The sequence below is a fragment of the Massilia sp. Leaf139 genome (assembly GCF_001424165.1).
Taxonomy (GTDB): domain Bacteria; phylum Pseudomonadota; class Gammaproteobacteria; order Burkholderiales; family Burkholderiaceae_D; genus Telluria.
Genome location: NZ_LMOJ01000024.1, coordinates 37,528 through 61,642 on the forward strand (window position 1 = coordinate 37,528; position 24,115 = coordinate 61,642).

The window sequence follows — 24,115 nt, forward strand, 5'->3', positions numbered from 1 at the left end:
GCATTGGTAATTACATTTTATTCAGCAATAATAACGGCTATTTTTGTAACAGGTACATCAGTATGATTTCCAAGCACGCAGTCGGTGTCGTCATCCCCAGTTATCGCGTGACCCGGCACATCCTCGGTGTGATTGCGAGCATGGGGCCGGAAGTGACCCGCATCTACGTGGTCGACGACAAATGCCCGGACGGCTCCGGCGCGCTGGTGCGCAGCACCTGCACCGATCCGCGCGTCCGCGTGATCGAGCATGCCGTGAACCAGGGCGTCGGCGGGGCCGTGATGACCGGCTACATGGCAGCGATCGAGGAAGGGATGGAGGTGATCGTCAAGGTCGATGGCGACGGCCAGATGAACCCGCGTCTGATTCCCCAGTTCGTGGCCCCGATCCTGAACGGCGAGGCCGACTACGCCAAGGGCAACCGTTTCTTCGACCTCGAACAAATCGGCGCAATGCCGCCGATGCGCCTGTTTGGTAACGCCGTCCTGTCGCTGATGACCAAGCTTTCTTCGGGCTACTGGGATCTGTTCGATCCTACCAATGGCTATACGGCGATTCACGCCGACGCCGCACGCCACTTGCCGTTCAAGAAAATCAGCCGCCGCTATTTCTTCGAGACCGACATGCTGTTCCGGCTTAACACGCTGCAGGCCGTCGTTGCGGACGTGCCGATGGACGCCAGCTACGGCGACGAGGTGAGCAACCTGAAGATCTCGAAGATCGTCACCGAATTTTTGCTCAAGCACGTGCGTAATTTCGGCAAGCGCATCTTCTATAACTATTACCTGCGCAACATGTCGCTTGCGTCGATCGAATTGCCGCTCGGCTTGATCATGTTCATTGGCGGTTCGGTGTATGGCGTGGTCAACTGGCTCGATTCCTCGCGCGCCGGCGTCGAAACGCCAGCCGGCACCGTCATGCTGGCGGCGCTGCCGATGCTGATGGGCCTGCAGCTCATGCTGGCTTTCCTGGCCAACGACATCGCCTCGGTGCCGAAACGCCCGCTGCACAAGAAGACGCGCCCGTGGCGCCTGCCATGCGCCGACTGACGCTGCCGGGGGCGCAGTTCCTGGTCTTTATCGCCGGGGGCGGGCTGAGCGCGCTGGTCGATATCGGCCTCATGCAGCTGCTGATCGTGAATGGCGTCGCGCCGCTGGCCGCCACGACGGCCGGATTCGCCGCCGGACTGTGCGTCAACTACGCCTTCCATGCGCGCGTGACCTTCAAGAACGTAACGAGCCTGCGCACGCTTTCGCGCTTCCTGTGCGTCGTCGGCCTGAACTATCTGCTGACCCTCGGCCTCGTGGCGGTCTCGGTAGCCTTGTTACAACAGGCCCTCATCGGAAAATTGCTGTCCTTGCCGCTGGTGGCCGTCAATGGATTCTTCCTGAGCAAACACTGGATCTTCAAATGATGCGATTTGCGCCTATCGAATTCGACCAGCAGGCCCTGGCCGGCTACAACGCCTTGTTCACCGCCTGCTTCCCCGGCACCGACAAGTTCACGACGCGCTACCTGGATTGGCTGTATGTCGCCAATCCGGACGGGCGCGCCTTCGGCTTCGACGCCTGGGAAGGTGAGGTGCTGGCGGCGCACTACGTCTGCATTCCGGCCGCGGCCAGCATCGACGGACAGCGCGTGCGTGTCCTGCTCTCGCTCAACACCGCGACCCATCCGCAATTCCAGGGCCAGGGCCTGTTTACCAAGCTGGCGGCCATGACCTACGAGGCGGCGGCGGCCGTCGACTATGCTGGCGTTTACGGCGTGGCCAATGCCAACAGCACGCCGGGCTTCGTGCGCAAGCTGGGCTTCCAGCTGGTGCGTCCGCTGGAAGCCCTGGTCGGCGTCGGCGGCATCGGCAGCAGGCGGCAGACCGCGCAGGTGCCGCTCGCATTCGAACGGGTATGGAGCCATGCCGCCCTTGAGTGGCGCTGCGCCAGCCCTGCCAACCCGGTGCGCCGGCGGCGCCATAATGAGGCCTGGCAATTCTACGCACCGGTCTTTGCACCGTGGATGCATGCCTATGCCGAGCTAAACCTGCCCCCCGCGCTCGACCTCGCGCCGACCGGCGCTCCGGTCACGCCGCTGCGCCTATACCTTGGGCTCGTACCCGATGTCGAGCGCCGTTTCGACGGCTATGTCGAGATCCCGAAGCGCCTGCGCCCTTCGCCGCTGAACCTGATCTACCGTCCGCTGGCGGGCGCTGCCAGCCAGCTCGATCCGGCCCGCATCCGCTTCTCCTTCCTCGACTTCGATGCGTACTGAGGAACCGCAAAGGAAACCGGCCGCGCTATTTCTGTTCGCGCACCAGGACGACGAATTCGGCGTCTTCCACGTCATCGAAGAGTGCCTGCGCCAGGGGCGGCGGGTCGCGTGCGCCTACCTGACGCGCGGTGCGGCCGGGCTGGCCGCGCGCCGCAACGACGAATCGCGGCGCGTGCTGACCAGTCTCGGCGTGCAGGAGCGGAACATCGTGTTCGCCGGCGACCTGCTGGGCATCGACGACGCTCACCTGTACACCGGACTGGAGGCAGCGCATGCCTGGATCGACTGCTGGATCGGCGGGTTCGGGCGCGTTGACGGCATCTACGTCACCGCCTGGGAAGGCGGGCACCATGATCACGATGTGCTGCACGCCCTGACGGTTCTTGTCGCGCAAGGCCGCGGCCTACTGCCGCGGGTACGCCAGTTCGCGCTGTACAACCACAAGGGCTGTCCCGGCCCGCTGTTCCGGGTGCTGTCGCCCTTGGTGGAGAATGGCGAGGTGGAGCGGCTGCCGATTCCATGGCGGCGGCGTCTGGCCTATCTGCGTCTCTGCCTGCAGTATCCGTCGCAGCGCACGACCTGGATCGGATTGTTCCCCTTCGTCCTGCTGCATTACGTGTTCGACGGCCGCCAGGCCCTGCAAACGGTGAGCATTGAGCGCATCGGGCAGCGCCCGCACGAGGGCATCCTGTATTACGAGCAGCGCCACTTTTTCGACTGGCCGCGCATGCGCAAAATCCTGGCCGTCCTGCGGACTCCAGGCTAGCCGGCGGCCGAACCAGGGTGCGCCGGCAGGGCCGCCAGGCTGGCCCCGATGGCATCCGGGCCGCTGGCAAGCTGGACGGCCTGGACGCCGCGCGCTTTCCATGTCGGCGGCAGCACCGGGGCCGCATCGCCGACGGGCGCCAGCAGCACGTCGCCGCATTTCGCATCCACCACGCCATCTTCGATCTGCAGATCCAGTCGACCGATCAGGTCGAGCGTTCCCCGACGCGCGTAGCGCCAGCGCGTGCCGTCGTAACGTATGGGTTCGAGGCGCCAGCCAGCCGGCGGCTGCGTGAGCAGCGATGTATCGTCGCCAAGCGCACCGATATCCACCAGCACCTGGCGCATTCCCTTGCGCGGCCGATTCGCCGCGATCGCCGCTGCTGTCTGCAGCAGGTCGGGATCAGGCACCTCGGCACCCAGGCCGGCGATCGACCGGATCAGGCGCTGTTCGGCCGCGCCCTGGCTGCTGAGGGCGACGTGTTCGAGGGCCTCGCGGTACAACGCGGCGGCGCGCGCCGGGGCGTGCGTCTCTTCCATGTAGGCGGCGGCCGCCCCGCCCAGGCGGGCGCGCAGGGCGGCGTCGCCGTACAGGCGCTCGAGGGCCGCGCGCAGCTCGTCCTGGCTGAAGGCGTCTTCCAGGCGCAGGCAGACCTGGGGTGGTACTTCGGCAGCCGAACCGTGGGCGTTGACGACAGTCGGCAGGCCGTAGGACAGACAGTCGAACACCGCGCCCGAGGTTTCGCCGCGCGAGCTGCCGCGCAGCTGCACGGCGGCGTCGGCGGCCGTGAGGTACCGCCGGTACAGCGCCGTGCTGGCATAGCCGGTGACCGTGATGCGTGGATGGGCCGCGATGCGGTCGCGCAGCGCGATGCCGAAACGGCCCTGCGCGACTTCGCCCACGAACACCAGGCGGCAGCGCGGATCGCGCGCCAGCGTGCTGTCGATCCAGGCCTCGACCAGGCGGTCGTTGCACTTCGGCGCCGACAGGATGCCGAACGAACAGACCACGAAGTCGTCGTCGGCAATCCCCAGTTCAGCGCGCGCGGCGGCGCGTGTCTCGTCCGTGCCCGGACGCAGGCACACCAGCGGCAGCACGCGCCAGTCGGCGGCATATCCGGGGCCGTACCAGCGGTTCGCCAGCGCGACCGCATGGGCCGAATGCACGATGACGCCGGTGGCGCGGTCGAGCACCGTCCTGTTGCACGGGTAGGTCATGATCGAGGCCGTGCGGCCTGCTGCCTTTTCCTCGGCCAGCGCCCCGTAGCCGTGGGCCAGGTACAGCGAGCGGCAGTAATGGTTCGGCAGCTCGTGGTCGACCTCGGCATGGTTGATGACGCCGCTCAGGAAGAAGTCGTGCAGCACGACCACGCCGGGATGGCGTTCGAGCAGGCCGAACATGTGGCTGTGGAAGGCCGAATTGCCGAACTGGTAGACGATGTGGTGGAAGCGATGCGCGTTCTCGTCGAACCAGGCGCTCGAGCGCTGGGGGAAGTGCGCGAGCGCCGGGTCGTCGACGCCGTCCTGGGCCAGCACCAGGTCGATCTCGTAATGCTGCGCCAGCTCCGGCAGCAGGTCGGCGCTGTAGGCGGCGATGCCCGAGCGCGTCGGCGGCAGCGGAGAGACATAGGCCAGGCGCGGCTTGCGCGCGGGCGCGCCGGCCGCCACGTTCACGCTGCTGGCGGCTGCGCGGCGCCGGTGGACTTCCTCAAAGGCGCCGATGGCGCGCTGCGCACTGGCGTCCCAGGAGAAGCGGGCCGCCTGCGCCAGCCCATGCGCGCGCAGCGCGGCCTGGCGCGCCGGGTCGCGCAGCACCTGCGCCATGGCGCCGGCGATGGCTTCTACGCTGGCCGGATCGAACATGGCGTCCGCGCGGCCGATCACCTCGGGGATGCTGCTGGTGTTCGAGCCGATGACGGGCGCGCCGCAGGCCATCGCCTCCAGCGCGGGCAATCCGAACCCTTCGTGCAGGGACGGGAACACGAACAGCGAAGTGCAGTTGTACAGCGAGACCAGGTCGTCGTCGGAGACGAAACCGGTGAGTACCAGATCGTCCTTCGTCAGGTTGAATTTCGCCGCCAGCCGCTCGAGGCGGAAGCGGTCGGGATCGCGGATGCTGCAGACCACGGCGAGCTGGTACTGGCGGCGCAGCTGGCCCGGCAGGCGGGCATAGGCTTCGATCAGGCCCTCGATGTTCTTGCGGTAGTCGATGCCGCCGGTGTACATGATGAAGTCGCGCTTCAGGCCGAAGCCCGCCAGCAGCGCGGCGCGCGCCTGCGGCGCGAGCGTGCGCGGACGGAAGATGGCATCCACGGCCGAGGAGATATTCACGACGCGTTCGATCGGAAGCTGCAGCAGGTCGATGCCTTCCTGGCGCGCCGAAGCGGAAATCGCCAGCAGGAGTTCGGCGCGCTTCATGCTCTCGAGCTTGCGGTAGTACCAGGCCGACATGTTCGGGTCGACCAGGTAGCGCTCCTTGCGCATCAGCGGAATCAGGTCGTAGAGCGTGACCGCCGTGTCGTAGCCCGCGTCGGCGGCTGGCACCGAGGCTACGACGTTGTCGCCCAGGCCCTCGAACAGGCTGGCGACATGCACCACGTCCGGGCGCAGGCTGGCCAGGTGATGCAGCCGCACGCGCTCGGCGGCATGCACGCGCCAGGCATTGCGCGGGTCGACTTCGCCCGCCGGCACCGGCGTCAGGAAGCTGCCGATCTGCGACTGCGGCACCAGGCCGTCGAAGGCCGTGCGGATCGCCGCGACGCTGTCCGGATAGTCCTCGTTCAGGAGGATGCGCAGCTCGTGCCCGCCGCTGTTGCGCGCCATGGCCAGCGCCAGCGCCATCGAATAGCGGCCGATGCCGCGGTGCATGCTGGAGGCCTGGCAGGCCTGCAGGTCGAGGAGAATGCGCATGGAAGGGCTTTACGGTGTACGGGTGTGGTCGATGGCGCGGCGCAGGTCGCGCAGCACTTCGCGCGCGCCGTCGGTCAGCTCGGCTTCGTCGTTCAGCAGTATCGGCAGGCTTTGCCAGTCGGCGCGGCGCGACTGGGCGACCGCTGCGCGCACGCGTCCGGCAAGGCCGGGAAAGCGGTAGATCTGGCGGCGCAGGAAGTCGTCCAGGCGCGGGCGCGCGACGATGAAGGCGACCACGCCCAGCGCGGCCCTTTTCACCAGTTGCCGTGCCCCGGCCGGGCCGCGCGCCATCAGGCAGCCGCCGGCTTGTCCGCACAATGCGGACAAGCCACCCCATACACATACTGCGGCGAGAGCTGTTCGCGCGGCGTGACGACGGCGCGGCAGGCGAAGCACTGGGTGGTGACGGTCGGTTCGAGCTTCGGGTTGAGCGCGGTGCGGTAGTCGAAGACGAAGCAGTCGCCGTGATAATGGGCGCCGCCGACTTCCTCGAAATACTTCAAGATGCCGCCCTCCAGCTGGTAGACGTTGTCGTAGCCGATGTTCTGCATGTGGATCGCCGCCTTTTCGCAGCGGATGCCGCCGGTGCAGAAGGTGACCACGGTCTTGCCGGCGAAATCGTCCTTGTGGGCGGCGATCACTTCCGGGAACTCGGTGAACTTGGCGATGCGGTAGTCGACGGTGTTGTCGAAGGTGCCGACGTCGACCTCGAAATCGTTGCGGGTATCGACCATCACGACCGGCTTGCCGTTGTCGTCGTGGCCCTGGTCGAGCCAGCGCTTGAGCGTCGTCGCTTCCACGGACGGCGCGCGGCCCAGCTCCGGTTTGATCAGCGGCATGCGCATGGTGATGATCTCCTTCTTGATCTTCACCAGCATGCGCTTGTGCGACTGCTCTTCGGAGTAGCTGTACTTGACTTCGATGTCGGCGAAGCGCGCGTCGGCGCGCAGCCAGGCGAGATAGGCATCGATGTCTGCGGGCAGGCCCGACAGGAACATGTTGACGCCTTCCGGCGTCAGCAGGATGGTGCCGCGCAGGTTGCGCTCGGCGCAAATCGCCTGGAACTGCGGGCGCTTTTCCTCGGTGTCGTCGAAGCTGACGAATTTATAGGCGGCGATGTTGACGTAAGGGCCGGTGCCGGCGGCTGCGCTGGCAGCGCCGGTGGCGGGCGCCGTGTGTTGGGTGGTGGTTTGCATGATTGCCAAGTAGCTCAATTCGGGTCAACCGCTATTATAAGCCGTCGGGCTCGCGCGGAAATCACCCCGGCCGGCCTTGCGGCCCGCGCGCGCCCGAATCGGCCGCCAACTGTTGTGCAATCGCCGCTGATGGGCACAACAGGCGGTTGGCGAGCCGCAGCGCGGGCGCGGCCAGGGCCTCATCCGGGCTGCGCACCAGCAGTGCGAGGCGCACGCCGCGCGCCTGCCACTCGGTCAACAGGCCGGTTCCGCAAGCGGCCGCCAGGCTCGGGGAGGCCGCATCGAAGGCATAGACCACGTCGCCGGCGTGGACATCGACCACCTGCTCGTCCTGCGCCACCCCGTTCAGACCCAGCAGACGCGCCGCCACGGCGCGCGCCTGGCGGTAGCGCGGCGTGCCGCCGCTGGTATCCAGCCAGACCGGTTCGACGCGCCAGCCTGGCTGGCTTCCTGCGAGCAGTTCACGCAGCTGGGCAGCCGCCAGCGGATCGATCACGGCATCCGGTGCGATCCAGTCGCCGACCTCGACCAGCAACTGGCGGCGCGTGGCGCCTTCTTCCGCGGCCAGCCTTGCGGCCAGGGCGATCAGTGCGTCCTCGCCCGCTGGCGCGGCCTGGAGCAGGGCCGCGCGCCACGCCGCGTGCCGCGTTTGCGTCTCGGCGCGGGCGGCGGCCAGCGTGGCCAGATACTGGCGGGCGCACTGCGCCGGGCGGAAGCGGGCGTCGAGCAGGGCGATCGCGCTGGCGCCGAGCGCCGCGCGCCGCGCCGGATCGCCGCGCAGCGCTTCCAGCGCCGTACCCAGCTCGGCGACCTCGAAATCGTCGGGCAGGAGGCAGAGCGCGTCGGGCGGGAATTCGGCCATCGAGCCGTTCGCGTTGACGATTGTCGCCAGCCCGTAGTTGAGGCAGTCGAGCACCGCGCCCGAGCTTTCGCCGTGGGCGTTGGTGCGCAGCTGCACGCCGACGTCGGCCGCCTGCAGGTACTGGCGGTAAACCTCGCTGTCGGTCCAGCCGGCGATGCGGATGTCGGCCTGCGGGCCGGCGCCGCGGATCAGGGCCTCGACCTCGACGCCATACGGGCTGTCGTGATTGGCGCCGACCAGCACCAGCGCGCAATGGCGATCGCGGTGCAGGGCGGAGCCGATCCAGGCGCGCAGCAGCTCGTGGGTGAGTTTGTTCGGCGCGACGAAGCCGAAGCTGCATACCAGGAAGCAGTCCTCGGGAATGCCGAGCGCGGCGCGGGCGCCCGCGCGGTCGATGCGGGTCGGCGGAGTGCGCGGGTGCGGAATGACGTCGATCGCGCGTGCGGCCCCGGGGCCGAACCAGTCGCCGGCCAGGCGGCGCGCGTGCAGGGAATGGACGATGGTGCGGGTCGCGTGTTCCAGCACCGGCAGGCTGGCTGGCCAGTCCTTGTGCGCCTGGCCGCGCCCCTCCGGCGTTTCGGTCGCGCGCACGGCGCCATAGCCGTGCGCATGCAGCAGGGCCTCGGCCCAGGCGCCTGGCGCCGCGCCGCTCATCTGCGCATGCACCAGCGCGCCGCCCAGGAAGAAGTCGTGCAGCACGACGACGCCCGGATGCCGGGCCAGCAGCGCGAACATGTGGCTGTGGAAGGGGCTGTTGCCGAACTGGTAGAGCACCTGGTCGTACTGGTCGCCATGCTCCATGAACCAGTCGGCCTGGCGCACGGGCAGGTGGCGCAAGTGCGCGGGCAGGGCGACCTCGGCCTGGGCGACGACCAGCTCGATGTCGAGGTGTTCGGCCAGTTCGGCCAGCAGTTCGATCGAATACGTGGCGATGCCGGTGCGCTCCGGCGGCAGCGGCGAGACAAAGGCCAGGCGCGGGCGCTGGACTGCCTCGCGCGGCGCCGTATTCTTTAGTGTGCGCTGCAGCGAGCGCAGGGCGCGCACGATCGCGTTGGCGCGCGGCGACAGGGTAGCGACCGCATCGCCTTGCGCGGGCCCGTTACCCTTCGGTGCGGCCGTGCCCGAGGCCATCATCGCCCGGTAGGCGCGCGCATACAGGCCGGGAAAACGTTTCAGGACGCGCAGGGCCAGCTGGCGTACCCGCGGCCGGCGCAGCACCAGGCGCGCGGCCGGCATGACCAGTCCCGCCAGGCGCCGCAGCGGCCGCGTGCCCGATGCGGCCGGAGCCGGAACCTCGGTTTCCGGTGCGGCCGGCGGCAGCACGGCGATGGGGCAGCCGCCGGCGGTGGCCAGCCCGCCGGCGCCCGGTTCCGACGTCAAGACGGCGAGCAGCGTCGCTGGCGCCGTGCTCATCGGGACAGGCGCGCGCGGCGTCGCAGCGGGCGGGAAGGGGAGGGGAACGGCAGGAATCGCATGGACAGTATTATAAGATGGCGCCGCCGGCGCGACGCCTGTTGTCGGATTGCAACTGCGACTTGCGGCGACGCCCGCGGCTGCCGGTGAAGCCCCTGCCGGGTTAAAATACGGTATGACTTCCCCGACTTTCACCCACCTGCGCGTCCACTCCGAATACTCGATCGTGGACGGCCTGGTGCGCATCGACGACCTGGTCGGCGCCGCCGCCAAAGACAAGCAACCGGCGCTGGCCATCACCGATCTGGCCAACATGTTCTGCATGGTGCGCTTCTACAAGGCGGCGCGCGGCAAGGGGATCAAGCCCATCGTCGGGGTCGATGCCTGGATCACCAACGACGACAACCGCGACAAGCCTTCGCGCCTGCTGATCCTGGCGAAGAACCATACCGGTTACCTGCAGCTGTGCGACCTGCTGTCGCGCGCCTGGCTTACCAATCAATACAAGGGACGCGCCGAATTCCGTGTCGAATGGCTGGAAGCGCTGGCAACGTCCGTCTCCACGCTGACCCCGGAGGTGCCGCAGGCGAATGCCTTGATCGTGCTGTCGGGCGCCTGCTTCGGCGACGTCGGCCAGGCCATCGACAACGGCGACATCGAGCGCGCCGAGCGTAATGCGGCGCGCTGGGCACGGATCTTCCCGGGCCACTTCTATATCGAGATCCAGCGCGCCGGCGCCGCCAACCAGGAGCAGGCCGTGCGCCACTCGGTCGCGCTGGCGAACCGCCTCGGCCTGCCGGTGGTGGCGACGCACCCGGTGCAATTCATCAGCAAGGACGAATTCATCGCCCACGAGGCGCGCACCTGTATCGCCGAAGGCGAGATGCTGGCCAACGCCAAGCGCGTACGCCGCTTCAACGAGGAGATGTGTTTCAAGTCGCAGGCCGAGATGGCCGCGCTGTTCCACGACCTGCCGGGGGCGCTGGCCAACTCGGTCGAAATCGCAAAGCGCTGCAACGTCGTGCTCACGCTGGGCAAACCGCAGCTGCCGGACTTCCCGACGCCGCCGGGGATGACGATCGACGAATTCCTGGTCGCCGAAACGAAGAAGGGCCTGGAAGAGCGCCTGCTGCAGCTGTTCCCCGATCCCGCGAAACGCGAGGCCGAGCGCCCGCGCTACGAGGCGCGCCTCGAGTTCGAGAACAACACCATCATCAAGATGAAGTTCCCGGGCTACTTCCTGATCGTTGCGGAGTTCATCCAGTGGGGTAAGAATAACGGTGTGCCGATCGGCCCGGGCCGCGGCTCGGGTGCGGGTTCGCTGGTTGCTTATGCGCTGAAGATCACGGATCTGGATCCGCTGAAGTACAACCTGCTGTTCGAGCGCTTCCTGAATCCCGAACGCGTCTCGATGCCTGACTTCGACATCGACTTTTGCCAGGAAAAGCGCGAACTCGTCATCCAGCACGTGAAGGATCTGTATGGCCGCGACGCGGTCTCCCAGATCGCCACCTTCGGTACCATGGCGGCCAAGGGCGCGATCCGCGACGTCGGCCGCGTGCTCGACTACGGCTACAACTTCTGCGACGGCATCTCGAAACTGATTCCGTTCAAGCCGGGCAAGCCGGTGTCGATTGCGGAAGCGATCGAAGAGGAACCGCTGCTCAAGGAACGCCTCGAGAACGAGGAAGAAGTGAAGCAGGTGCTGGAGCTGGCGCAGCAGGTCGAGGGCATCACCCGTAACATCGGCATGCACGCCGGCGGCGTGCTGATCGCGCCCGGCAAACTCACCGACTTCTGCCCGCTGTACACCCAGGGCGGCGACGCCGGCGTCGTCTCGCAGTACGACAAGGACGATGTCGAAGCCGTCGGCCTGGTGAAGTTCGACTTTTTGGGTTTGACCACGCTGACCATCCTCGACCGCGCGGTGAACTACATCCGCGCGCTCGACCCGGCGGACGCCGAGTTCAATCTCGAATCGCTGCCGCTGACGGATCGGCCCTCTTATAAACTGCTGTCGGATGCGAAGACGGTCGCGATCTTCCAGCTGGAGTCGCGCGGCATGCAGGGCATGCTGAAGGACGCCCGTCCCGACCGCTTCGAGGACATCATCGCGCTGGTGGCCTTGTACCGTCCGGGCCCGATGGACCTGATCCCCGACTTCTGCAAGCGCAAGCACGGGGAAAAATTCGACTATCCCGATCCGCGCACCGAGTCGATCCTGTCCGAGACCTACGGCATCATGGTCTATCAGGAGCAGGTCATGCAGATGGCGCAGATCGTCGGCGGCTATTCGCTGGGCGGCGCCGACATGCTGCGCCGCGCGATGGGTAAAAAGAAGGCCGAAGAGATGGCCGAGCACCGCGAGATCTTCCGCGCCGGTGCCGCCAAGGACGGCCTGTCGACCGAGAAAGCGGACGAAATCTTCGACTTGATGGAGAAGTTCGCCGGCTACGGTTTCAACAAGTCGCACGCCGCGGCGTATGCGCTGCTGTCCTATCACACCGCCTATTTAAAAGTGCACCACACGGCCGCCTTCATGGCAGCCAACATGTCGCTGGCGATGGAAGACACGGACAAGATCAAGATCCTGGTCGAGGATGCGATCGATGTCTGCAAACTGACCCTGCTGCCGCCGGACGTGAATGAATCGCAGTTCCGCTTCACGCCGGAAGGCCAGCCGAAGTCGGTGACGGGCAAGCAGGTGTCCAACATCCGCTACGGCCTGGGCGGCGTGAAGGGCGCCGGGCAGGGCGCGATCGAAGCCATCATCGCGGCGCGCACAGAGGGCGGCAAGTTCAAGGACTTGTTCGACTTCTGCAAGCGCGTCGACCGCAAGCAGATCAACCGCCGCACGATCGAATCGCTGATCCGCGCCGGCGCCATGGACTGCTTCGGCGTGGATCGCGCGATCCTGCTGGCCTCGGTCACCTTCGCGATGGAAGTGGCGGGCCAGGAAGCGGCTGCCGCGAACCAGGTCAGCCTGTTTGGCGGCATTGACTCGGATCTGGTGGCGCCGCCGGAATACGTCAAGGCGACGCCCTGGACGGATCGCCAGAAGCTGGCCGAAGAGAAGATCGCACTCGGCTACTACCTGTCGGGCCACATGTTCGATTCCTACGCCCAGGAAGTGCGCCGCTTCGCGCGCACCCGCCTGCAGGATCTGGAGCCTTCGCGCGAGCCGCGCATGCTGTGCGGCGTGATCACGGGCGTGCGCACCCAGATGACCCAGCGCGGCAAGATCCTGATCGTCGCGCTCGACGACAAGACCGGCGTGGTCGAGGTCACGGTCTACAACGAGGTGTTCGAGCAGAACCGCAACGCCTTCAAGGAAGACGAATTCCTGCTGGTGGTCGGCAAGGTGTCGGAAGACCGTTTCAATGGCGGCTTGCGGATCACGGCGGAAAAAGTGTTCGACCTGGCCAGCTCGCGCATCCAGTACGGCCACAAGCTGGAGATGGATCTGGCCTGCACGGTGAGCCCGGCGAAGATCGCCGAAGTGCTGGCGCCCTATAAACACCCGGACGGGCTGCCGGTCAGCATGCGCATCAAGCCGCAGAATGTCGACTGCATCCTGCAACTGGGCGACGAATGGCGCGTGGCGCCGTCGGATGCGCTCAAGCAGGCGCTGGAGCTGACGCTGGGGGCGAAGGATGTGGCGGTGGAGTATTAAGCCGGTGTGGTATTTGATACGCACGTAAAACGCGTGGGCACAGGTGCCCGGTGAAGCCGTCATGGAGGCCATTGGCCTCCATGACCCCGTACGGTGCACCGTCCGTAGCAAGTTCATGGAACCGTTGTGTAACGTAGGGTGGGCACCTGTGCCCACGCGCTACGTGCCGCGCTGGAATCCGCGACTGCTCAATCCTTACGCCGCTTGAGCCTTCTGCTCACCGTTTTCATCACGCTGAACATCCAACTCCCCGCCAGCGCCTTGCGCACCTGGCGCGCCGTCGCCGCATCCCCGCGCGCATCGCGCGTCAGGATCGTGCCGTTCTCCATCGCCTGCAACACCTGCTCCGCCGGGTGAAAAAGGCTTTCCAGGAAAATCGCCTTCACGCGTGCCCGCGCCGTCTGCCCTTCGCTCCACGACAGCTGGAACGAATTCTTGACGATCCCGATATAGAAATAGCAGGCCATGACGTCGACCAGCATGCGTACCTGGTCGCTGACCGCGTGCGCTTCCATGCCGCGGCGCACGTCGAGCAGGGCGGTGGCAAAGTCGACGCACCAGGACGGCGAAACGGCCTTGGTGATGCTGGCCGCATGCTGGCGGTAGTCGATGATCGGGCGCGCCAGGTGGTACAGCGAATCGCAGTCGGCCAGCAGGCGCGACAGGGTCGAGACGTCCTCGTAGACGCGCCCCGGCGGGAACAGCGGCTGCGGCTGGCGCAGGTAGATCGCGCGCCGGAACACGTTGGCCCAGACATAGGTGTGGCGGTCGGCGAAGAAGGTCTGCAGGATCGCGTCGCGCTCGCGCAGCAGGACGCCCGCCGGATAGCCGAGCGTGACAAGGCGGCGCGCGTCGCCCTTTTCCGGACGCCAGGCATTGAAGTCGCAGGCGATCACGTCCGGATGGTGCTCGCCGACGACGGCGTCGAGCGCGGCCAGCATCCCCGGCAGCAGCAGGTCGTCGGCGTCGACGAAGACGATGTATTCGCCGCGCGCTTCGAGCAGGCCGCGGTTGCGCGCGCTCGAGACGCCGCCGTTCGGCTGGCGCACGAGATTGACCGCGCAGGCCGGATGGCGCGCGGCCGCTGCCTCGACCAGGTCGGCAGTCGCGTCGCGCGAGCCGTCGTCGATCACGATCAATTCGTGCGCCGCGCCCATCTGCGGCAGGATCGCGTCCAGGCAGTCTTCGATAAATCCGGCGGCGTTATACGCCGGGACGATGATCGACAAGGTGGGCATCGGCCCCGGCGTCGTGTGCATGTTCTTTCAATCCTTTGACGGCTTGCGTCGTCTTGTTGGCGAGCCGTTCGAGGACGAGCTGCTTGTTGCTGTTGGCCTGGTCGCGCTGGGCTTCGCGGTGCCACAGGTGGAACACTTCGGTGGCGTAGGCACCGTCCTTGCGCAGCACGCCGGCATGGAACAGGCGCACGACAATGTCGGCATCCTCGTGGCCCCAGCCCTTGAAACTCTCGTCGAAGCCGTTGATGCGATCGAGGTCGCTGCGCCAGAATGCCATGTTGCAGCCCTTGATGCGGCGGAAGCTGAAGCGGGGCCGGCGCCGGCCCAGGTCGGGCAGCTTGACCAGCAGCGGCGCGGCCTTGTTGATGCCGCCCTGGCCGCGCACGCGCAGCGTCTCCATCAGGCCGAGCGCCTGCAGGTCGAGGCCTTCGGCCAGCACGCGCGCGCTGAAGGCCTGGTTCAGGAGAATGCGGCTGCCGGTCACCATGAAGCCCGGTTCGGCCAGCTGGCGGTGGCGCGCCACGAAGTCGCCCTGGGGCACGCAGTCGCCGTCCATCGCGATGACATAGGCGCCAGTCGACGCCAGGATGCCGCGGTTGCGCGCCATCGCCAGGCGGAAGCCGTCGTCGGGCTGCCAGACGTGGCGCATCGGCACCGGCGAACGCGCGATCAGCTCGGCCACCAGCGCGCGCGTGGCCTCGCGCGAGCCGTCGTCGGCGATGATGATCTCGAAATTGCGGTCGCTCTGGCGAAAGCAGCCTTCGACCACGGCCTGCAGGGCTTCGGGCCAGTTGTAGGTCGCGATGACCAGGGAAATGCGGGTGGAAGCGGCGGTGTCGTTGTCCATGTGTGCTGCGGGGGCGGGAAAGACGCTTATTGTGCAGCGCCGCGCCGCGCGGCGCAATGCGCATACAAGGCGCCGGCCAGCAGCAGGAACCAATAGGCCTCGGTCGGATCCCACAGCAGGCTGTTGAAGAGCGAGGTCACGCCATACACCGCTACCAGCAGCGCCAGCGCATCGTAGGTCTGGTCGCGCCGGTACAGCGCGGCGCGGCCGATCGCCCCCAGCAGCGCGAAATACAGGCCGACGCCGATCAGCCCAAACTGCACCGCCATCAGCAGCGGTTCGCTGTGCGGCTGGTGGCGGGTTTTCTGTTCCTGCGGCGAACCGGCCCAGATGCGCTGCGCCACGGGCGCGAAGACCTCGGAGAAGGAGCCGGTGCCGTAACCGAGCAGGGGGCGGTCGATCACGGCCTGGACGCCGGTCTCGATAAAGCTCATGCGCAGTCCATTCGGAGACGCCGCGTTGTCGCTGGTGACTTCCGTCACCAGCAGATCCATGCGGGTCTTGAAGTTGGGCGACACGAAGTAGACGCCGGCAAACATCACCGACATGGCGGCGGCGACCAGGACGCTGCGCAGCATGGTGACGCGCCCACGCAGCAGGTAGACGGCGAACAGCCCGATGAACAGTCCGACATAGCCGGTGCGGCCGTTACCCATCAGGATGGGCGCGCCGAAATACAGGCCTGCAACGATCCAGGCCAGGCGCGCGCGCGTGTCCTTCTGATAGGTCGCCAGTAGAAAGGAGGCGCAGGCTGTGAACGAGAGCAGGATGCCGGTGGTGATGTGGTTGCGGAAGGCATAGGGGTCGCTCATGTCGCCCACGCGCCACCAACCCAGATCGGAGGTCGGCATGCTGTCGAGCCAGACCAGGTAGAGCGAAGTCGCCAGCACCCCGCATCCCGCCAGCGACCAGCGCAGCACGCGCGCGGGCAGCGCAGGCGCGCGCCAGCACAGGCAGACTGCCAGCGGCAGCACCAGCAGCTTGGTGTACTTGCGCATGCCGTCCTGTACCTCGTCCGGCGGGGCGATCGACCAGGTGCTGCCGGCCAGTACCAGCGCCAGCAGGGCCAGGGCCAGCAGCGCGGCCGGCGTGCGCAGCGGCTGCGCCAGCGAGCGGTCGGCAACGAGGGCCGCCACGAAGACGATCAGGGTCAGCCCGACGAAGACATTGGTCAGCGCGGTCGAGAACGGAATGCTGAAGGCGGCCAGCAGCAGCAACTGGCGCGCGGCGCGCTCGATGCGGCCGCCGGCGGCGGGGGAGGACGGGTACTGCATCTGGTTTCCTTATGGGAGGCGGCGCCGGCGGACCGCGTCGAGGCCGGCGGCAAAATCCCGTGCATTGTACCTTAGACAATTCGCGTTCCGCCCCCTGGCCAGGCGTCACCGCACCCGGGCGCGAGTATGCGAAAATGGCGAGCTGACCGTGGTGCCAGGCCGGTCCGGATTCCCGCGGCGGCGCATGCGGCCGCCTCAGCAAGCGCAAAGCGAAAGCGAAAAGAGCAAATTGGATAACAGTGTCATCGTCAAGCGCCTGTGGGCGTTCATCAAACCCTACCGTTCGCGCGCCTACATGGCGCTGCTGGCGATGGCGCTTACGGCGGCGACCCAGCCGCTGCTGGGCAAGGCCTTGCAGCTCTTGCTGGACAAGGGCTTCAAGAACAAGGTCGAATTCTCCCTGTGGTGGATCCCGGGCATCCTGATCTCGATTTTCGTCCTGCGCGGAATCGGCACCTTCGCCACCGCCTACCTGAACAACTGGGTCATCAGCCGTGTGCTCAACGACCTGCGCGCGAAACTGTTCGACCGCCTGCTGCGCCTGCCGGCGGCGCGCTTTCATGAAGAGTCGACCGGCAAGATCATCAACACCGTGATCGGCGACGTGCGCCAGGTGGTCGACATGATCAACTCCGTCTTCATCGCCTGCGTGCGCGACACCCTGGTCGTGATCGGCCTGCTCGGCACGCTGCTCTACCTGAACTGGCGCCTGACCCTGGTCGCCGTCGTCGTCATGCCGCTTACCGCCGTCATCGTGCGCACCACGACCAAGCGCCTGCGCCACCTGCACCGCGAGAACCAGCGCGTGACCGCCGAGATGACGCAGGTGGTCGAAGAAGCGGCGCGCGGCCACCAGGTGATCCGCGTCTTCTCGGGCGAGCGCTACGAGCGCCAGCGCTTTGACACCCGCAGCGAAGCGCTGCGCGGCTTCTCCCAGCGCAGCACGGTCGCCTTCGCCGCCACCGCGCCGGTGACCCAGATCGCCACCTCGATGACGCTGTCGCTGGTGATCGTGCTGGCCATTCGCGCCAACATGACGGTCGGCGAATTCACCCAGTTCGTGACCATGATGCTGATGCTGCTCACGCCCCTGAAGTCGCTGGCCGAAGTGAACGGCCCGATGCAGCGCGGGATTGCCGCCGCCGAAACCGTGTTCGAGATGATCGACTCGCCGGTCGAGGAAGACACGGGCACGCGCGAACTGACCAAAGCCACCGGCCACCTGCGTTTCGAGAACGTCGTGTTCCGCTATCCGAACGCCGCCAATCCGGCGCTGCAGGACGTCACGCTCGACATCCAGCCGGGCCAGACGGTGGCCCTGGTGGGCGTCTCGGGCGGCGGCAAATCCACTTTTGTGAACCTCGCCACCCGCTTCTACGACCCGGAAGGCGGGCGCATCCTGCTCGACGGCGTGCCCTACCGCGACATCAAGCTGACCAGCCTGCGGGCCCAGCTGGCGATGGTGAGCCAGAACGTGGTGCTGTTCGACGACACGCTGGCGGCCAACATCGCCTATGGCGTCGAGCGCATCGACTACGAGCGCCTGGCGGCCGCAGTCAAAGCCGCGCACCTGACGGATGTGGTGGCGCGCCTGCCGGACGGCGTCGAATCGATGATCGGCGAGAACGGCATGCGCCTGTCGGGCGGCCAGCGCCAGCGCGTGGCGATCGCGCGCGCGATCTACAAGGACGCGCCGATCCTGATCCTCGACGAGGCGACGTCGGCGCTGGACAACGAATCCGAACGCGCCGTGCAGGCGGCTCTCGACACCCTCATGGCGGGGCGCACCACGATCGTGATCGCGCACCGCCTGTCGACCATCGAGCGCGCCGACCGCATCGTGGTGATGGAAGCGGGCCGCATCGTCGAGCAGGGCACGCACGAGGCGCTGCTGGCGCAGGGCGGCATGTACGCCAACCTGTACCGCCTGCAGTTCGCAGCCGCGACGGAGCAGGGATGAGCGAACGCACCCTCGTCATCTCGCCCAACTGGATCGGCGACGCCGTGATGGCGCAGCCGCTGCTGCAGCGTCTGAAGGAACGGCATCCGGAGCGTCCCATCGACGTGCTGGCGCCGCCCTCGGTCGCGCCGGTGTGGCGCGCGGCGAGCGAAGTCGACACCGTGCTGGAAACCCCGTTCAAGCACAAGGCGCTGCAGCTGCGCGAACGCTGGAAGTATGCGCAGGTGCTGCGCGCACGCGGCTATGCCGACGCGTACGTGCTGCCGAACACCCTGAAATATGCGCTGATTCCCTGGCTGGCCGGGATCCGGCGCCGGGTCGGCTACAAGGGAGAGATGCGCTACGGCCTGGTGAACGTGATGCATCACGACGATACGCCGCCGCGCCCGATGGTGCCGTTCTATGCCGCGCTGGCGCTGGCGCCGGACGCGCCCCTGCAGCCGGCGCCGCGGCCGCGCCTGCAGGTAGCCCATGAACGCATCGAGGCCGCCTGCGCACGGCATGGCGTCGAAGCCGGACGCACCCTGGTGGTGTTCGCGCCGGGCGCCGAATTCGGTTCGGCCAAGCGCTGGCCGCCGCGCCACTTCGCGGCGCTGGCGCAAGCCATCCTGGCCCAGGACGGCGGCGCCCAGATCGCGCTGCTCGGGTCGCCCAAAGACCGCGAGACCTGCGACGAGGTGCTGGCGCTGGCCGGCGCGGCCGCGGCCTCGATGCTGAACCTGGCGGGCCGCACCCAGCTCGACGAGGCGGTCGCGCTGATCGCGCGCGCCGGCGCCGTCGTGGCCAACGATTCCGGCCTGCTGCACATTGCCTCCAGCCTGAACCGACCGGTGATCGCGTTGTATGGCCCGACCGATCCGGATCACGCGCCGCCGTTTTCGGACATGGCGCGCGCGCTGTCGCTACGCATCGAGTGTTCGCCGTGCAGGCAGCGTGAATGCCCGCTGGGGCATCACAATTGCATGGAGCAGATGGAAGCGCCGCTGGTGTGGCGTGAGTTGCGGCCGATGTTGGTGCGATAGACGTCCGGGTAAGTTAAGACACGAAAAACGCGTGGGCACCCCGTGCCCACGCGTTCGTACATCAAATTGCCCGTAACGCATAACGCGGACGCGCGGCCCGGCGTTACGCTTCGATCAGCTCGCGTAATGCGCCGCTTCCCCCACCATCTCGCCATCGTCGACCGCATGTTCTTCGAGCGCCTTGAGGTAGCGACCCAGCGCATCTTCGAGCGAGGGCAATAGCATGCCGCGTTCGCTGCCCAGCGCCGAGTATTGCGGACGCACCGCCACATAGCCCAGCTCCGTCGCCGGCCGTTCTTCCAGCGTGCGCGCCTCGATGCCGGCCACTTCACAGGCCTTGCGCGCCAGTTCGGCCCAGGTCACGGCCTGGCCGTTGGTGAGATGCCAAATGCCGCGTTCGCGGTCGATCAGCAGATCCAGGCTGACGTTGACCAGATCCGGCACATAGGTCGGCGTCACCACCAGGTCGTTCGAGGCCGTGAACGGCCGGCCGGACTTCATGGCGGCCAGGGCCTGGGTGACGAAGTTGTGCTTGTCCCATGGGCCGAAGAAGGAACTGGTGCGGATGACCAGTGCCTGCGGATCGGCTTCCAGCACGCGGCGTTCGGACTCGGCCTTGCTGCGGCCATACACGCCCAGCGGCGCCACCCCATCGGATTCGACATACGGCGTGTCCTTCGCGCCGTCGAACACCAGGTCGCTGGAGAAGGTCATGAAGCGCAGCGCGTGGCGGATGCAAGCCAGGGCCAGGATGGTCGGGCCGTGCGTGTTCCCGTCCATGCAGCCGTCGATGTCGCGCTCGGCCTCGTCGACGCGCACGTAGCCGCCGGCGTTGATGATCGCCCAGGGCTTGAAGCGCTGGATCGCCGCTTCGACCGAGGCCGGATCGGTGATGTCCATCTCTTGGCGCGTGAGCACGTGATGGGCCAGGTTGCGCTTTTCGCAGATGCGCGCGAAGGCCGAGCCGAGGGTGCCGGTGGCGCCCGTGATCAGGATCGGCTGCACATGGTTCGACTTGAACTGCCCGCGCACCGCGATGTCGGCCACCGCCGTCCGCGTCGCCACCGGCTTGCACAGGAAGCGGCCCGGCCGGCGCCACCAGCCCTGGCCCTGCAGCACAGGGTGCGTCAGCGGACGGCCGCTGGCCAGTTCGCGCATCAGGGTGGCAACCGCCGTCGGGCGCGGAACCGGCCCGCGCACGTCGAACGGGCCCGGTTCGTAGTAGCCGCGGCATTCGGTGACCAGGCAGTTCCAGTCGTAGGAGCCGAGCAGGGCCCAGACCGTGACGGCACGGATGTCGGCGCCGGCGGCCTTGGTCTTGCGGGCGGCATTCCAGATCTCGAGCAGCCAGCGCATCTGGTCTTCGCGGTTGGCGTCGATGTGGGCCTCGGTGACCGCGATCGGCAGGCCGTAGCGATCCCAGGTTTCCTGCAGCAGGGGCCCGATGCCAGGCGTCGGCGTGGCCAGGGCGCGCGGGGTCTCGATGTCGGCGTGAACGTGGCCGTCGTACGCGTGGACACGGTCCTGCGGATAGCGTTCGGTACGGTGATCGAGCCAGCGCTCGCTGGTAGCGTAATAGTTGGCGCCGATGATATCGGGCGGGCAGCTGTTCTCGCGGAACCAGAGCAGCTCGTCGCAGGTGGCGCCGGACTCCAGCAGGTAAGTCCACAGCGCATGCTGCGGGTCGACTTTCCCGCACAGGATGTCCCAGGCCAGCCAGCGCCGCTCGTTGAAGAAGTTCGCCAGCCACGCCATCTCGGGCGTGCTGTAGGTTTTCGACAGGTCGTCGGTCTGTACCAGCTTGGCATCCGGGTTGACGGCGCGAATGGCGCGCATCGACAGCACGGTTGCCTTGCATTGATTGAGCAGGGCGCGCACGAAGGTCGTGTGGCTCTTTCCATGCGGGTACCAGACGCCGGCCAGACCGGAGAAGCGCGCTGTCGTCAGGATTTCGTTGACGGGGGTGTAGTACTCGACCCACGGATAGCGCTGGGCTACCGCGCCGGCGTACTCGGCGAGCTTTTCGGGAAAGGCTGGATCGACCAGGCTTGTATGTTCAGGGCCGCTCCCATGGTGGATCAGGCCGACGATCGGCGTGACCCCGAGGCGTTGCAGCGCGGGCAGGCGCGCATCGGCCCACGACCAGTCGGCATGCTCGATGCCGGTCGGCGCGGTGCGCTCCCACAGCACCGGATAGCGGATCGCTTTGATACCGAGCGAGGCGAAGCGCTCGATGTCCTCCACGCGGTCTGCGTGGCCGTTGCGTTCCATCTGGCTGAAGTAGTTGTCGCGTACGCGGTTGACTGTACATTCGAGTCCGCCCCAAAGCGCCAGCTCGGGTGCGGTATCTGGCTGGATTTGCTTACTGATGTTCATGAGTGATACCTGCTTTGTTGAAGACAGGCTTAAGCCTAGCGGCCCTGCGCAGGCTGTTATGTGAATCGGCTAACATATAAGTGACATTTCGGACTAGTCCTACTTTTTGTCTTCATATCCATTTCCTCTGCTAAATATCTGCTATCTTCCGCGAAATCGTGCGCTTCTGTTGGCTGCCGGAAGGCAGAATTATCGCATTGTTGTTACTTCAGCAATTCCGTCAAAATCACTTTGTGGAGCGGGCCTATGTATATGGTGTATTGGACGATTATTGAGGAAACGGATTGCCGTCCGCATGCCCAGGGCTTCGGCACCGACGAAATGGTCAAGGCCATGGGCTTCATGGAGGATTTGCGGCGCCGCCAGCGCGAAGGCAAGGGCGTGCGCTTCATCACGATGTGCTCCGAGCACCCGGATGTGGTGGGGCATCCGGGCGTGGATGTAACGGGGCCGGACTATAACTGGAAGAAGCGGCGGCGGTGAGGGCGGAGCAGGCGCTTCTTCATTTTACGCTGCTGAAGTTGACTGCACTTCATGCGACATCCCCTCCGGCGGCGATCGTGCGCAACGACGCCTCGACGTAAGGCCGCTCGGAACCGTGCACGAGGCGATGGAATTGTCTGGCGGCTGCCAGCACGAATGGCATGCGCTCTGCAGTTAGCCACAGCTGCGCGCCCTTCTTCTTGGAAAACCAGGAGGTGAAACCGTTCTTCGCCCGGCACTCGGCCGACAGCGTCAGCTTGATTTCCTCATAGTCGCCCGTTGGAAAATCGGTTGCCCAGGCATACTGGTTCACGGCCAGCAGCTTTTGCAGGACGGGATCGTTGTACATGAGTTTTTGGAGAATATTCACTTGTTCGTGTCGAGCAAGGCTTTCAACGCTTGACGCCAGGTCTCCTGAAACGATGTGACTGAATCCGTTCTTGATCTCTGCAAACGGCGTTCCAAACCGAAGCGTGTTCCTGTCTACCGCCCAGTGCACCGGATACTTATCGCTCTGCCTTTTGTCGAGGTAGGCATTGAACTCCTCCCACCCACGCTCCATAAAAAATCTGTGTAGCGGATAGATATCCAAAAACAGATGTGCATTCCCGAAACCCAGCTTCTTGACCATGTACCCTGCCGCGGTCTCCGTGAAAGATTGCACCATCGTCGACGCCCCCGCTCCGGGATACGCGGCGTAAGCCCGCCCGACCTGCTCGCGCACGCGGCGGTTCTTCGCGTTCACGTCGGCCGAATGCAGCAGCCCGCAACCCACCTGTTTCGATGCAAAGGCCGTTAGCCCCGCCCACTGGAAGCGGTTATCCGCCAGCCATAACTTCGCATACGCCGCATTGATACGCCGGTTGCGCTCGCGGTCGTTGCCTTCCAGGCTGCCGTCGATGCTGAGGATGTTTTCGGCCTCGAGTTGGAAACTGCGCCACAGGTGTTCCGGCGTCAGGATCGGGACGCCGATCGCCTTCTCCACGGTCGCCGCCGGGCCGATTTGGTGGTGCAGCTTGCATTCGCCGATCGGCTTGATGTTGCGGTGGATGGGAATGCCGTGGTACTTGTGCATGGCGAACCAGGGGTTCGGCGTTCCGGGGAGGTAGCGGGCCTGCATGAGTTGCGCCTCAATTGGCCTCGTCCATCAACCAGGTGACGGCGCCGGCCCGCTGCGTGGCCGCGAGCGGCTCGGTGCGTCCCTGGCCGTCGAGCAGATCCTGGAGCGATTCAGCTCCCAGATCCAGCCGGTAGGCGCCGGTCTCCAGCGGCAGCAAGGTGTCCGGATCGAGCAGCACGATCGGCAGCAGGCCGCTGTCGTCCGGCCGCAGCGCCGCTGCGTTGGCGAGCGCCGCCGCATCGCGCGCCGCGGCGAGCTGGCCGGCATACCAGTCGGCGTCGACCGACTGGCAGGCCAGGCGCTGGGCGGCCACCAGGCGCGGCGGCGGGCTGCACTGGCACAAGCACAGGTCGTCGTGCAGGGCGGCCAAGCGGCCGTCGATCGTCTCGTCCAGGCGCGGGCCGTCGGGCACGATCACGCCTTCGGACAGGCAGGCGGCGCACCAGCAGGTGTCGCCCACGACCGCCAGCGCAACGCCGTCGATGGTGCGGAAACGGCTGCCGGACGTGACCTTGCCGCCGGCCGTGGTCGGCGCACCGAGCGTGATGAAATATCTGTCGACCATGGCGTCCCCGCGCATCCCCACGTTTCGGGCAAGCCTCCAATCTATCGACGGACGAGGCCGCTCGTTTGAGACAACGCAGGAGTGCAAGGCCGATCGCGGGGATGCGGGGGAAGCCTGGGTACGAAAACGTTGTGCGCCAGCGTCAC

Annotated in this window: 18 protein-coding genes; 8 read left to right on the top strand and 10 right to left on the bottom strand. The window is 66.6% G+C overall.

Translation table 11 applies throughout. The features are described 5' to 3' along the window. The first annotated feature begins 62 nt into the window (after nucleotides 1–62). Genes ASF77_RS16015 through ASF77_RS16030 form a run of 4 tightly spaced genes read left to right on the top strand, consistent with a single transcriptional unit; the run spans nucleotide 63 to nucleotide 3,031 of the window. Nucleotides 63–1,049 (top strand): glycosyltransferase family 2 protein, encoded by a 987-nt coding sequence (locus ASF77_RS16015; RefSeq protein WP_056341342.1) that lies wholly within the window; start codon nucleotides 63–65, stop codon nucleotides 1,047–1,049. Then, on the top strand, nucleotides 1,037–1,414 hold the full coding sequence (locus ASF77_RS16020; protein WP_056341344.1) for a GtrA family protein: 378 nt from the start codon (nucleotides 1,037–1,039) through the stop codon (nucleotides 1,412–1,414). The genes ASF77_RS16015 and ASF77_RS16020 overlap by 13 nt, the downstream gene beginning before the upstream one ends. Further along, complete coding sequence (locus ASF77_RS16025; RefSeq protein ID WP_056341346.1) at nucleotides 1,411–2,265, top strand: GNAT family N-acetyltransferase; 855 nt, start codon at nucleotides 1,411–1,413, stop codon at nucleotides 2,263–2,265. The genes ASF77_RS16020 and ASF77_RS16025 overlap by 4 nt, the downstream gene beginning before the upstream one ends. Then, nucleotides 2,255–3,031 carry a PIG-L deacetylase family protein gene (locus ASF77_RS16030; RefSeq protein WP_056341348.1) on the top strand — a complete coding sequence of 259 codons (777 nt, stop codon included), beginning with the start codon at nucleotides 2,255–2,257 and terminating at the stop codon, nucleotides 3,029–3,031. The genes ASF77_RS16025 and ASF77_RS16030 overlap by 11 nt, the downstream gene beginning before the upstream one ends. On the opposite strand, the gene ASF77_RS16035 is transcribed toward ASF77_RS16030, so the two are convergent. The 4 genes from ASF77_RS16035 to ASF77_RS16050 all read right to left on the bottom strand — a co-directional run bounded on the left by ASF77_RS16035 (nucleotide 3,028) and on the right by ASF77_RS16050 (nucleotide 9,411). Beyond that, nucleotides 3,028–5,940 (bottom strand): glycosyltransferase, encoded by a 2,913-nt coding sequence (locus ASF77_RS16035; protein WP_056341350.1) that lies wholly within the window; start codon nucleotides 5,938–5,940, stop codon nucleotides 3,028–3,030. The genes ASF77_RS16030 and ASF77_RS16035 overlap by 4 nt on opposite strands. Before the next feature lie 9 nt (nucleotides 5,941–5,949). Beyond that, entirely contained in the window at nucleotides 5,950–6,267 is a 318-nt protein-coding gene (locus ASF77_RS16040; RefSeq protein WP_156648911.1) for a hypothetical protein, read from the bottom strand. After that, nucleotides 6,231–7,136: a sulfurtransferase gene (locus tag ASF77_RS16045; protein WP_056341353.1), complete on the bottom strand. Its 906-nt coding sequence runs from the start codon at nucleotides 7,134–7,136 to the stop codon at nucleotides 6,231–6,233. The genes ASF77_RS16040 and ASF77_RS16045 overlap by 37 nt, the downstream gene beginning before the upstream one ends. 61 nt (nucleotides 7,137–7,197) lie before the next feature. Beyond that, nucleotides 7,198–9,411: a glycosyltransferase family 4 protein gene (locus ASF77_RS16050; RefSeq protein ID WP_056341355.1), complete on the bottom strand. Its 2,214-nt coding sequence runs from the start codon at nucleotides 9,409–9,411 to the stop codon at nucleotides 7,198–7,200. Between the two features lie 175 nt (nucleotides 9,412–9,586). Here ASF77_RS16050 and dnaE point away from each other — a divergent pair, with 175 nt between their 5' ends. Continuing rightward, entirely contained in the window at nucleotides 9,587–13,084 is a 3,498-nt protein-coding gene (gene dnaE / locus ASF77_RS16055) for a DNA polymerase III subunit alpha (protein ID WP_056341357.1), read from the top strand. Nucleotides 13,085–13,272: 188 nt separating this feature from the next. On the opposite strand, the gene ASF77_RS16060 is transcribed toward dnaE, so the two are convergent. From ASF77_RS16060 to ASF77_RS16070, 3 genes are read right to left on the bottom strand one after another with little or no spacing between them, the layout of a single operon-like run. Continuing rightward, nucleotides 13,273–14,343: a glycosyltransferase family A protein gene (locus ASF77_RS16060; RefSeq protein WP_056341359.1), complete on the bottom strand. Its 1,071-nt coding sequence runs from the start codon at nucleotides 14,341–14,343 to the stop codon at nucleotides 13,273–13,275. Next, nucleotides 14,288–15,169: a glycosyltransferase family 2 protein gene (locus ASF77_RS16065; protein WP_056341361.1), complete on the bottom strand. Its 882-nt coding sequence runs from the start codon at nucleotides 15,167–15,169 to the stop codon at nucleotides 14,288–14,290. The genes ASF77_RS16060 and ASF77_RS16065 overlap by 56 nt, the downstream gene beginning before the upstream one ends. A 26-nt stretch (nucleotides 15,170–15,195) precedes the next feature. Beyond that, a complete protein-coding gene (locus ASF77_RS16070) occupies nucleotides 15,196–16,443 on the bottom strand; it encodes an O-antigen ligase (protein ID WP_056341363.1) in 1,248 nt (415 codons plus the stop codon). Between the two features lie 295 nt (nucleotides 16,444–16,738). Here ASF77_RS16070 and msbA point away from each other — a divergent pair, with 295 nt between their 5' ends. Continuing rightward, nucleotides 16,739–18,403 carry a lipid A export permease/ATP-binding protein MsbA gene (msbA, locus tag ASF77_RS16075; protein ID WP_229445480.1) on the top strand — a complete coding sequence of 555 codons (1,665 nt, stop codon included), beginning with the start codon at nucleotides 16,739–16,741 and terminating at the stop codon, nucleotides 18,401–18,403. Further along, nucleotides 18,400–19,425, top strand: a complete 1,026-nt coding sequence (waaF, locus tag ASF77_RS16080) for a lipopolysaccharide heptosyltransferase II (RefSeq protein WP_056341365.1) — start codon at nucleotides 18,400–18,402, stop codon at nucleotides 19,423–19,425. The genes msbA and waaF overlap by 4 nt, the downstream gene beginning before the upstream one ends. Nucleotides 19,426–19,539: 114 nt before the next feature. On the opposite strand, the gene ASF77_RS16085 is transcribed toward waaF, so the two are convergent. Continuing rightward, nucleotides 19,540–21,801, bottom strand: a complete 2,262-nt coding sequence (locus tag ASF77_RS16085) for a family 1 glycosylhydrolase (RefSeq protein ID WP_056341368.1) — start codon at nucleotides 21,799–21,801, stop codon at nucleotides 19,540–19,542. A 246-nt stretch (nucleotides 21,802–22,047) separates the two neighbouring features. On the opposite strand from ASF77_RS16085, the gene ASF77_RS16090 reads away from it, so the two are divergent. Then, nucleotides 22,048–22,284 (top strand): hypothetical protein, encoded by a 237-nt coding sequence (locus tag ASF77_RS16090; RefSeq protein ID WP_056341370.1) that lies wholly within the window; start codon nucleotides 22,048–22,050, stop codon nucleotides 22,282–22,284. Between the two features lie 49 nt (nucleotides 22,285–22,333). Here the strand turns inward: ASF77_RS16090 and ASF77_RS16095 are convergent, their stop codons facing one another. Beyond that, a complete protein-coding gene (locus ASF77_RS16095) occupies nucleotides 22,334–23,404 on the bottom strand; it encodes a DUF2515 family protein (protein ID WP_056341372.1) in 1,071 nt (356 codons plus the stop codon). Between the two features lie 10 nt (nucleotides 23,405–23,414). After that, nucleotides 23,415–23,969 carry a PAAR domain-containing protein gene (locus ASF77_RS23740; protein ID WP_082493860.1) on the bottom strand — a complete coding sequence of 185 codons (555 nt, stop codon included), beginning with the start codon at nucleotides 23,967–23,969 and terminating at the stop codon, nucleotides 23,415–23,417. Nucleotides 23,970–24,115: the final 146 nt, after the last annotated feature.

What these genes read in the sequence shown, in the direction of transcription:
- ASF77_RS16015 (WP_056341342.1), top strand. Translation starts at nt 63, where the DNA reads ATGATTTCCAAGCACGCAGTCGGTGTCGTCATCCCCAGTTATCGCGTG.
- ASF77_RS16020 (WP_056341344.1), top strand. Translation starts at nt 1,037, where the DNA reads ATGCGCCGACTGACGCTGCCGGGGGCGCAGTTCCTGGTCTTTATCGCC.
- ASF77_RS16025 (WP_056341346.1), top strand. Translation starts at nt 1,411, where the DNA reads ATGATGCGATTTGCGCCTATCGAATTCGACCAGCAGGCCCTGGCCGGC.
- ASF77_RS16030 (WP_056341348.1), top strand. Translation starts at nt 2,255, where the DNA reads ATGCGTACTGAGGAACCGCAAAGGAAACCGGCCGCGCTATTTCTGTTC.
- ASF77_RS16035 (WP_056341350.1), bottom strand. Translation starts at nt 5,940, where the DNA reads ATGCGCATTCTCCTCGACCTGCAGGCCTGCCAGGCCTCCAGCATGCAC.
- ASF77_RS16045 (WP_056341353.1), bottom strand. Translation starts at nt 7,136, where the DNA reads ATGCAAACCACCACCCAACACACGGCGCCCGCCACCGGCGCTGCCAGC.
- ASF77_RS16050 (WP_056341355.1), bottom strand. Translation starts at nt 9,411, where the DNA reads ATGAGCACGGCGCCAGCGACGCTGCTCGCCGTCTTGACGTCGGAACCG.
- dnaE (WP_056341357.1), top strand. Translation starts at nt 9,587, where the DNA reads ATGACTTCCCCGACTTTCACCCACCTGCGCGTCCACTCCGAATACTCG.
- ASF77_RS16060 (WP_056341359.1), bottom strand. Translation starts at nt 14,343, where the DNA reads ATGCACACGACGCCGGGGCCGATGCCCACCTTGTCGATCATCGTCCCG.
- ASF77_RS16065 (WP_056341361.1), bottom strand. Translation starts at nt 15,169, where the DNA reads ATGGACAACGACACCGCCGCTTCCACCCGCATTTCCCTGGTCATCGCG.
- ASF77_RS16070 (WP_056341363.1), bottom strand. Translation starts at nt 16,443, where the DNA reads ATGCAGTACCCGTCCTCCCCCGCCGCCGGCGGCCGCATCGAGCGCGCC.
- msbA (WP_229445480.1), top strand. Translation starts at nt 16,739, where the DNA reads ATGGCGCTGCTGGCGATGGCGCTTACGGCGGCGACCCAGCCGCTGCTG.
- waaF (WP_056341365.1), top strand. Translation starts at nt 18,400, where the DNA reads ATGAGCGAACGCACCCTCGTCATCTCGCCCAACTGGATCGGCGACGCC.
- ASF77_RS16085 (WP_056341368.1), bottom strand. Translation starts at nt 21,801, where the DNA reads ATGAACATCAGTAAGCAAATCCAGCCAGATACCGCACCCGAGCTGGCG.
- ASF77_RS16090 (WP_056341370.1), top strand. Translation starts at nt 22,048, where the DNA reads ATGTATATGGTGTATTGGACGATTATTGAGGAAACGGATTGCCGTCCG.
- ASF77_RS16095 (WP_056341372.1), bottom strand. Translation starts at nt 23,404, where the DNA reads ATGCAGGCCCGCTACCTCCCCGGAACGCCGAACCCCTGGTTCGCCATG.
- ASF77_RS23740 (WP_082493860.1), bottom strand. Translation starts at nt 23,969, where the DNA reads ATGGTCGACAGATATTTCATCACGCTCGGTGCGCCGACCACGGCCGGC.